This is a genomic window from Leisingera aquaemixtae (assembly GCF_019801145.1).
Taxonomy (GTDB): Bacteria; Pseudomonadota; Alphaproteobacteria; order Rhodobacterales; family Rhodobacteraceae; genus Leisingera; species Leisingera aquaemixtae_A.
The window spans coordinates 1-8834 of sequence record NZ_JAHVJQ010000007.1 but is presented as its reverse complement, the minus strand read 5'-3'; the positions used below and the strand labels follow the sequence as shown (position 1 = coordinate 8834).

At 60.9% G+C, this 8834-nt stretch carries 5 protein-coding genes and 2 pseudogenes; 2 read left to right on the top strand and 5 right to left on the bottom strand.

Features of this window, described 5'->3' with window-relative positions; all coding sequences use genetic code 11:
- From KUW17_RS16735 to KUW17_RS16715, 5 genes and pseudogenes are all read right to left on the bottom strand, one after another.
- Positions 1–1160 (bottom strand): annotated as a pseudogene (locus tag KUW17_RS16735) (hypothetical protein); the annotation flags it as partial.
- Between the two features lie 577 nt (positions 1161–1737).
- Positions 1738–3081, bottom strand: coding sequence for an HlyD family type I secretion periplasmic adaptor subunit (locus KUW17_RS16730; protein WP_222481197.1), 1344 nt, complete (start codon positions 3079–3081; stop codon positions 1738–1740).
- 5 nt (positions 3082–3086) lie between these two features.
- Entirely contained in the window at positions 3087–5204 is a 2118-nt protein-coding gene (locus KUW17_RS16725) for a peptidase domain-containing ABC transporter (protein ID WP_222481196.1), read from the bottom strand.
- A complete protein-coding gene (locus tag KUW17_RS16720; RefSeq protein WP_222481194.1) occupies positions 5201–6772 on the bottom strand; it encodes an ATP-binding cassette domain-containing protein in 1572 nt (523 codons plus the stop codon). The genes KUW17_RS16725 and KUW17_RS16720 overlap by 4 nt, the downstream gene beginning before the upstream one ends.
- Before the next feature lie 800 nt (positions 6773–7572).
- Entirely contained in the window at positions 7573–7725 is a 153-nt protein-coding gene (locus tag KUW17_RS16715) for a hypothetical protein (RefSeq protein ID WP_222481192.1), read from the bottom strand.
- Positions 7726–7866: 141 nt separating this feature from the next.
- Between KUW17_RS16715 and KUW17_RS16710 the strand changes: the two genes are divergently transcribed.
- Both KUW17_RS16710 and KUW17_RS16705 read left to right on the top strand, forming a co-directional pair.
- The gene (locus KUW17_RS16710; protein ID WP_261397254.1) at positions 7867–8358 is read left to right on the top strand and encodes a hypothetical protein; all 492 of its coding nucleotides are present in this window, start codon (positions 7867–7869) and stop codon (positions 8356–8358) included.
- Between the two features lie 65 nt (positions 8359–8423).
- Positions 8424–8834, top strand: a pseudogene (locus tag KUW17_RS16705) (hypothetical protein); the annotation flags it as partial.

The window sequence follows — 8834 nt, the reverse complement described above, 5'->3', positions numbered from 1 at the left end:
TTCCCGCCGTCACCTGCGGGTTCATCCGCCGGGTCCGAGGTACCGCCGTCACCGCCAGCGGGCTCATCCTCCGGGTCCAAGGTGTCACCGTCACCAGCTAGCTCGTCCTCTGGATCCGAAGTGCCGCCGCCGTCGCCAGCAGGCTCGTCGTCCGGGCCCGGGGTACCACCACCGTCTCCGCCAGGTTCATCCTCCGGCTCCGAGATGCCACCTCCGTCGCCTGCGGGCTCGTCTTCCGGGTCCAAGGTGTCACCGCCTTCGCCAGCGGGTTCATCCGCCGGATCCGAAGTTTCACCACCGTCACCAGCAGGCTCATCCGCCGGATCCGAGGTACCGCCGCCGTCGCCAGTGGAATCGTCTTCCGGGTCCGAGGTGCCACCATTGTCGCCAGTGGACTCGTCTTCCGGGTCCGAGGTGCCACCGTCACCGCCAGAGAGTTCATCCGCCAAGTCCGAAGTTTCACCGCCGTCACCAGCTAGCTCGTCCTCTGGATCCGAAGTGCCTCCATAGCCATCGGGTTCATCCGCCGGATCCGAAGTTTCACCACCGTCGCCAGTGAACTCGTCTTCCGGGTCCGAGGTACCGCCACCTTCGCCAGCGGACTCGTCTTCCGGGTCCGAAGTTTCACCGCCGTCTCCGCCGGGCTCATTCTCCGGCTCCGAGGTGCCGCCGCCGTCGCCAGCAGGCTCGTCGTCCGGGCCCGGGGTACCACCACCGTCTCCGCCAGGCTCATCCTCCGGCTCCGAGATGCCGCCGCCGTCGCCTGCGGGCTCGTCTTCCGGGTCCAAGGTGTCACCGCCTTCGCCAGCGGGTTCATCCGCCGGATCCGAAGTTTCACCACCGTCGCCAGCAGGCTCATCCGCCGGATCCGAGGTACCGCCGCCGTCGCCAGTGGAATCGTCTTCCGGGTCCGAGGTGCCACCATTGTCGCCAGCGGGTTCGTCCTCCAGCTCCGAGGTGCCGCCGTCTTCTCCGACGGGCCCGTCTTCCGGCTCCGAGGTTTCACCACCGTCTCCGCCGGGCTCGTCCTCCGGACCTGAGGTGCCGCCGCCGTCTCCGCCGGGCTCGCCCTCTGGGGCCGAGGTGCCGCCGCCTTCGCCATCGGGTTCATCCGCCGGGTCCGAAGAGGCGTCGCTGCCAGTCCCTTGGACTGAGGACACCAAGTTTGCATCTGCGTTAGAGCTGTTACCTATATGTTCGATTGAAGCGGGTTGAACCTCTGAAGGAGCGGTTTCTTTGCCCGTGCCGCCAAGAAGTTGCGTTTCCGTTTCATACTCCTGCTTGCCTCCTTCACTAACGCCTTGTGAAAACCTGGAGGCGCTGGAGTTCTGGTCCTCTCCGGAAACGACGGTCTGCGGGTCCAGTGACGCTTCCTCGCCCCCGTCGACGGCAGTGGATTCAGGAGCCTCAGTCTTCCCCACCAAGAATTTTTCTGAAAACGCACGGACTTGATCCGTAAAAAATGCGCGCAAGGCTGCGACGCTTGCTGAGAAACCCGAAGCTTCACTTGCAGTCTGTAAAGTTTCTAGTTCTGTACTATTGCGCTTACTTGCATCTTCTTCGCTACGCTCTCGCGTACTGGTACGAATGCTTGTCTCAGACTTTTCTTGATGAACATCCATTCCATCACCGTAAAATCAGCCAAAAAGTGTATGGCAATCCAATGTTGCAACTTTTCAACTCGCTAAGTGCGCGTTGAAGACACGTCCTCAGCACAATTCTGCAGGCGTAGAAACGTCAGGCCTCAGTAAGGGCACGATCCTGCAAAACACGCAGCGGCTTGAAGAAATACTCCAAAACCGTTTTCTTTCCTGTCTGAAGATCTGCAGTAACAGACATGCCTGGCCGCAGAGGCAAAGCCTCTGCATTTACTGCCTCTTGGGCAAGAAGTCTCAGTCTGACCCGGTAACGTGCCTCACCCTGGTCATCCACGTTGCTGGAAGGAGAGACATGTGAAACCTCGGCCGGAATGCCTCCAAAGCGGGAGAAGTCATAGGTGAGCACTTTGACCACTGCTTGGAGACCCGGAGTGATGTCGCTGATCCTGTCTGCCGGGACTTCCAGTTCGGCAAACATCTCACCTGCCACGGGGACAACAGTTGCGATCACGGCCCCGGCGGCAACAACCTGGCCCGGATCTGCGACGGTCATATCCTGAACCCTGCCGGCCACCGGTGCCAGTATCACTTCACGGCCTAAGCGAGGGCTGAGGCGGGCAGCCTCTTTTTCCAGGCCGGCCAGTTCTGTATTGATTTCAGCAAGCCGCTGAGCAGCAAGCTCCTGCCTCTCTGCCTCGCGTTGCACAAGCGCCAATTCCGCCTGATCAAGCCTGAGGGCCGCTACGGCAACTTCCCCGCGCATTTCGGCCACCTCTCTGCGAATGGCTGACAACACGCGTTTCGTGTCATCCAATGCGGCGGTGCTTGCACTGCCGCTTGCTGCAAGCCGCTCCTTCCGGCTCAGTGATGTCTGCGCCAGCTGCGCCTGGTGCTCCAGGGCTGCCAGTTCCTCGCGCGCGGCTTTCAGTTCCACTCTGGCAAGCTCCGCACGCGACGCCAGCATACGGGTTTCGGCAGAGGCAACGCGTTCCTGCGTGCTGAAAACATGGGATTGATCTACCCAAGGGCCATCTGAATCCTCAATGAAAGCCTCTCCGGAAAGCACAGCCCGCTGCCGAGCTGCCTCGGCTTTCAGGGCGTCCTGGCGGGAGCGGAGGCCGGCTAGCGCAGCCCGGGTTTCATCCACATTCATCCGCACCAGAACCTGACCTGAATCGACGGTGTCGCCTTCGCGCACCAGAACCTGCGAAATGATCCCGCCCTCTAGGTGCTGCGCCGGACGGGACCCGTCCAGTGGCAGGATCAGCCCCTCGGCCACGACCGTTTCGTAAACTGGCGTAAACGCGGCCCAGGTGACAGCAGCTGCAAAGGCGCCTCCGATCCAGAAGATCAGGGAGCGCGACAGCCCGTCGTCATGCGGCTCATCCAGCGGCCCGGCGATGGCCAAACGGCGCTGCACCGGATCGGTCCCGCTGTCCTCTGCATTGTGCTGTTTTCTCCAGGGCATCATGCGGTTCGGCATCACGCTCACCTTTCAGGTTTTCCGAAGCCGGCCGCAGACCCGGACCGGAGTTTCAGTTCAAAATCTGCCGCCCTTACATGGCTGGGACGGTGCGTGGCCATCAGCACCGTCAGATCCCCCCGCTGACTGGTCAGCCAGTTCATGAGGGCCGCCTCCAGCTCGGAATCCATGGCGTCCGCAGGATCATCCAGAAGCAGGACACCGGGTTCACGCAAAACGGCCCGTACCACCGCCAGTGCCTGGGCGGTTCCGCGGGGGATCACGGCCTGCCGTGCGGCCGTCAGCCGCGTCTGAATGCCGTCGGGCAAGCTGGCAAGAAAGGGAGCCAGCCCGAAAACTCCACAAAGCTCTTCCAGTTCGGCGTCCGTCGCAGACGGCTTTCCAAGGCGCAGATTCTGCGCCAGCGTGCCGTGGATAAAGGCAGGGGTTTCCGGAACATGTGCGACCAGGCTGCGCAGGGCGCTTACCGGCAGCTGGCGGCTGTTCACCCCGCCGATCATCACATGCCCTGCCCGGAGCGGGCACAGCCCGTTTATACTGCGCAGCAGGGTGCTTTTGCCGGCCCCCGACGGGCCGGTCAAAGCCACAAAGCTGCCAGCTGGTATCTTGCAGGATATACCGCTCAATGCGTTCTTGGAGGACCCAGGATAGCGGCAGACTGCGCCGCGGATTTCTATTGACCGGTCAACGTCGAACCCATGCGGGGCCGCCTGCCGCTCCTGTTCGTCCGGAAGCCCCATCAGTGCATCGATTTGTTTGATCTGGCTGCGGAAATCCGACGCCCGGCTCAGGACTTGGTAAGCGCCTTGTATGGGTGCCAGCACGCGCCAGCTGATAACCATGGCCGCCAGAAGAGACCCGTTTGTTATCTGGCCCTCCATGACGAGCAGGGCGCCTGCAACGGCGATTAGCCCGCCTGCGACGGGAACTGCGGATGCCGCTACCGCATCCAGCGTGCGCCGCAGCACGGCGGCCCGCTGCTGGGCTCTGGCGTTGGCGCGCCCGGCGCGTGCCACCGCAGCCAGCCAGCGGTCCTCCTCCCCGTTGGCGTGAATTTGGCCGAGGCCATGGCAGATTTCATGCACGAGGCCGTTATAGTGCGCCCGTGCTTTGCGGGCTTCGCTGGAACGGGCTTTGAGCAAGGGATAGGCGGCCCAGGCCAGAAGGCCGCAAAACAGGCATACGGCCAGCGGGATCAGCGCCAGTTGCCAGCTCCAGAACGCAAGCCCCGTCAGCATCAGGGCCGCAATCGGGATATCAAACGCAATCTCCAGCGCCGAACCTGTCAAGGCGCTGGGTGTTGCCGCGAGCTGCCTGGCCCGCGCCCCTTGCGCCGCAACGCTGCTCTGTCCCAGCCGCTCCATCGGCAGGGACAGGATCTTGGCCAGAACTTCTGTGGTGGCCAAATAGTCCGACCGGGCGGCAACGCGTGCAGCAGTTCGCGCGCGAATGCGCCGGAAGGCAAGATCGCTCGCAATCACCATGGCAAGCCCAAGCCCGATTGCAAGCAGCGTATCAAGCGCTCTTGCGGGGATCACGGCGCTGTAGATGCCAACGATACCAAATGCGGAAGCTATGGAGACCGCCGCAATTGCCAGTTTCGTCACCAGCAGACGCAGGAACTCCCGCCTCATCGCTGACAGGCGCGATTTGAACCAGGAAGACGGTTGTGTTGCGAATTCGTCAGGCCGGTGAAACGTTACAAGTATGTCGCCTGGTTTGGCAAAGGAGGCCCGTGGTTCACCGGAAACAGGATCCAGCGCACGCTGCTGATCAGTATTTGCAGCGACATAGGGGGATCCGGACGCATCAATCAGAAGAGCCGGGCCTGTTCCGGCCCGAAGCGCGCGGGATGTGACAGGGGTCTGCCGGGTTTCCACCCCCAGATGGTGGAAAGAATTGCGCAGGTCCTCGAGCGAAAAGACACCTGGAAAATGGGGCATCGAATGAAACAGCCCGACGCCAGGATCCACCCAATCCAGTAGCTCCAGACAACGCAGGAAAGCCGCCACCATCGGATCCTGTGCCCGCACGCCAGGCAGCAGCCCCTGCGCAACTGCTCCTTCGAACTGATCCAGCGCCTGATCGCGGCGGAAGTCGGAACTTGCGGCAACTAAATTCATGCGCTGCGGGCCTTCTGTGCAATAGCGTCCGGTTCAGAGAACTGTTCAAGACGGCCTTCCCGCATGGTCAGCACCCGGTCGGCAATACGGAGGTAAGACGGCCTTTCCGAGACAAGTATCAGGGCGAACTCGCCCTTGTGAGCGACGAAATACTCCCGCAGCAACCCGTCTGCCTCGGCATCAAGCCCGCTATTGGCCTCGTCAAAAATAATGATGTCCGGCCGCAGCGCCAGCGCGCGCACGATGTGCAAGCGGCGGATGACGGCGGTCGGCAAGTGGTGCGATCCGGATTGCACGAGCCGAGCATTCATGCCGCTGGGGTGTTCTGCGAATGATTTCTGCATTCCAAGCTCCGAGCAGATGCGCAGAACATCCTGCAACCGTTCCGGGCTGCCTGCGGTCATCAGCTCCAGGGCGGTGCTGTCAGGCAGCCTGGCATGCTGCTTCAAAAGCTGCATGTGCCTGCCCAGCAGGCGGGGATCGCAATCGCCGATCCTGTTGCGGTTCCAAAACACATCCCCCCAGTCCGGCAGCAGCCGCCCGGTCAGAGCCTGCAGCAGAATTGACTTGCCGCCGCCCGAAGGGCCGGTGATTGCAACGGTCTCACCCGCCGAGACATCCAGAGAAACATTGTCCAGCAGCACCCTGCCTTCAGAGCAGAATACACTGAGGTCTTTGGCCCGCAGTGTTTCGAGGCTGCCAGGAATTGCCGCCGCCAAAGCGGGCGCCGGCTGCGCAAGAAACCTGGCAAGGCTTTCCTCTGCAGGGCGCAGCGCAAATCGGGCTTCACGGGCAGCCTGAGCCCGAAGCAGGGGCTGAATGATCCTGCCGGACAGCAGGATTGCTGCGGCCAGCGCGCCGGCGGTCATCTGATTGTTCACCACGGCATAGGCCCCTGCGGTGGCCATGAGAACAGGAACGGAGCCCGCCGCGGTTTCGGTTAGGGCACGCCGTGTGCCCTTTGCCAAGGTTGTTTTTTCACGGGCATTTGCAGCTCCAAGCGCCAGGGCTTCATGTCTCCGCGCCAGAAAAGGTTCTGCATGCAGGCCCTTTATCGTTTCCAGGCAATCAAAGGCCTCATTGACGAAGGCGGCACTCCGCTTGGCCCTTTCCGAGAGCTCCTGATTGACCTTGTCCATGCTCCGCAAACCTGACTGTGCAAGCATCACAACAACCACTGCCAGGCAAAGAACCCAGACCAGGCCTGGCGCAATCAGGGCAAAGGCCGTTCCAAAGACAGCCGCAAATGGAAGTGTGAAACGTGACTGGCGCGCCTCCGACGCCGAAATCGCGCGGAGTCGTTCGATCGTGTCGAAATGGGCCAGCGTTTCAACCGGGTCATGCGGTTCCGAAGCTTTCCGCCGCTTGAACAGCGTCAGATAAGCCAGACGATCGGCAGCGTCGATTTCAAACCGGGCAGCCGCCCGCGCAGCAACCGCGGCAGACGCGGCCCGGAGCATGGCCTCCCCCAAAGCTGCTGCCAGCAGAAAAGCCAAAAGCACTGCAAGAGTGGCATAGCCGTTGTTCGGAATAACCCTGTCGAAGATCTGGATTATGACCAGCGGCAAAGCCAGAGCTAAAATATGAGCCAGAAACGCCGCAAATTCCAAGGAGAGCGGGCGAGAAACCTTGATTTCAGGCAGTTTTTGCATTTTCGTTGGCGCCGGGCAGACAAACATTGCGCCTATTTAAATCAGAACCGGTGAAAATTCCGTTTCGAGGGCGGGCAACTGCCTCGCAACGAAGATTCGATGCGGCGAAAGGCAAAAAAGAGTCGCGTTGCAGCTATGGAGGGCCGGGGTCTTGAGGCTTCTAAATGTCTGCTCTACTGCGTTTTGGAATGGCTAGCTCGCCCTGGCGGCGAATGACTGCTCTCCGCCCGGACCTGCATACGAACTCGTCGTGGCTATACGGCCGACAGGAGGTCAGCTTCGGGCAGTCTTCCGTCATTCACGCCTGGCACGGCGAATGCCCGGTCAGAGCTCACAGCGACGGATGCTGAAGAAAAGACGAACGGCGGCATCACAGGTTTGCAGGTCTTTGGATACATACAAGGCCGGAGATAGAGATCGGCAACCTGCAGATCTATAGAAACCGGTCAGTCAACCCTGTCCGCACAGCTTAGCGCGGGCGGGCAATCACCCCCCCCTGCAATGTCCGATGCTTACTGACCTATCCCCTTCGATCCCCTCCTCGGTCGCAGTCCGGGCTCCGCCCAAACATGCTTTCTGCGGTCAGCAGCCTGCTGGACCCGCCCTGCCGGGGGGCCTGGGATGACTTATTGTTTTTCGATAATCTGGAAGGGCAGCAAGCCGATCATGCGAAGTTGGAACCAGACACCTGGGTCATTTCCTCCAGGCGCCCGCACTTACTTTTGCAGATACCCTTGTTCTTTAAGGTGCGCGATCAGAAGCCGTTCTACATAAGAGGCTACAGACCGGTCATCCTCCGCCGCTGCCTTTTCTACGGCTTTCTTGGTATCTTCAGTCACTCGTACAGATATCGCTGATGTTCTGGCCATGTGTTCACTTGTGTGCAGTTGACATTCATATTCAATGGGTGCATATTGCATTTAGTTGCACACAATTGCAACGGGCCGAGGGGAAGGTGGAAGCTCCCCGCCCGGCCCTAACCAAACCGATCTCGTGGAAGGAGACCGACTATGGCTGATACTTGCCGTATCACGCGCGCATGCGCGCTGAAAGCCCTGCAGCCCGCATCTGTCGCAGATGGCAGCCCCACCTTCATCACCCGCACCTTCGATACGCTGACCAAGGCAGTGGACGAAGCCCTCGAACTGGAGCGTGATCTGTCGCACGCTCTTTCGTGGGATCCCGCATCCACCGGTATCCAAGAGGCCGCTGAAGCCAAATGGCAGGATTGCCTTAAACTCAGCGGCGACATCCTGACCGCACAGATGGTCAGTGCCGAAGATTTGCCAATGCAGCGCATGAGCATGCTGCTGCACTTCCTCATCGAGTCCACAGGGCCGGAAGAGGCTCGCAGGTTTCAACATCTGTACTTTGAGAACCTGGAGCTGTTCACCGCTGAAGATGGTGATTGCCAGACGCTGCTGCAGACCGGCGCGCGCCAGATGAACGCTCTCATCGAACTCTCTGTGGCGGATGAAGCGCAGAACTTCCTGCCCAACTAAGCCCACCATCCCAGCATTCTTCTGACCCGCCCCGCAGTGGACACGCCGCAGCGCCCGGCTCAGCCATGCCATTTCTGAAGTTTCAGCAAGCGCCAGTTCCGGCGCCTGCCCAGCCCAATTTTGCCTATGCGGAGGCTGCCATGCCCCACTCAACCTGCGAACATTTCCCGCAAACGGTCCATCCCCACTGGCGCGCCGCCGCCAGCGCAAAAGGTTTCAAAATCGTCCAGCGCATCAAAGACCGGTATCATCTGCTTCTAGCCTGCCAAAGCTGCGGTCTGACACACGCCAGCAAGATCTTTGTTCTCATGAACAGCCAGCCGCAGTGCCCGCACTGCATTCAAGACCGGTGGCAGACCGACGCTGTGGCCGCAGGTTTGAAGTGGGCAGGCCGCGATCCGGAAGACCGTCACTATGCCCACTATATCGCCCCCTGCGGCCATAACTTGCGCCGGCAATTTGAGATGGTTAAGCGG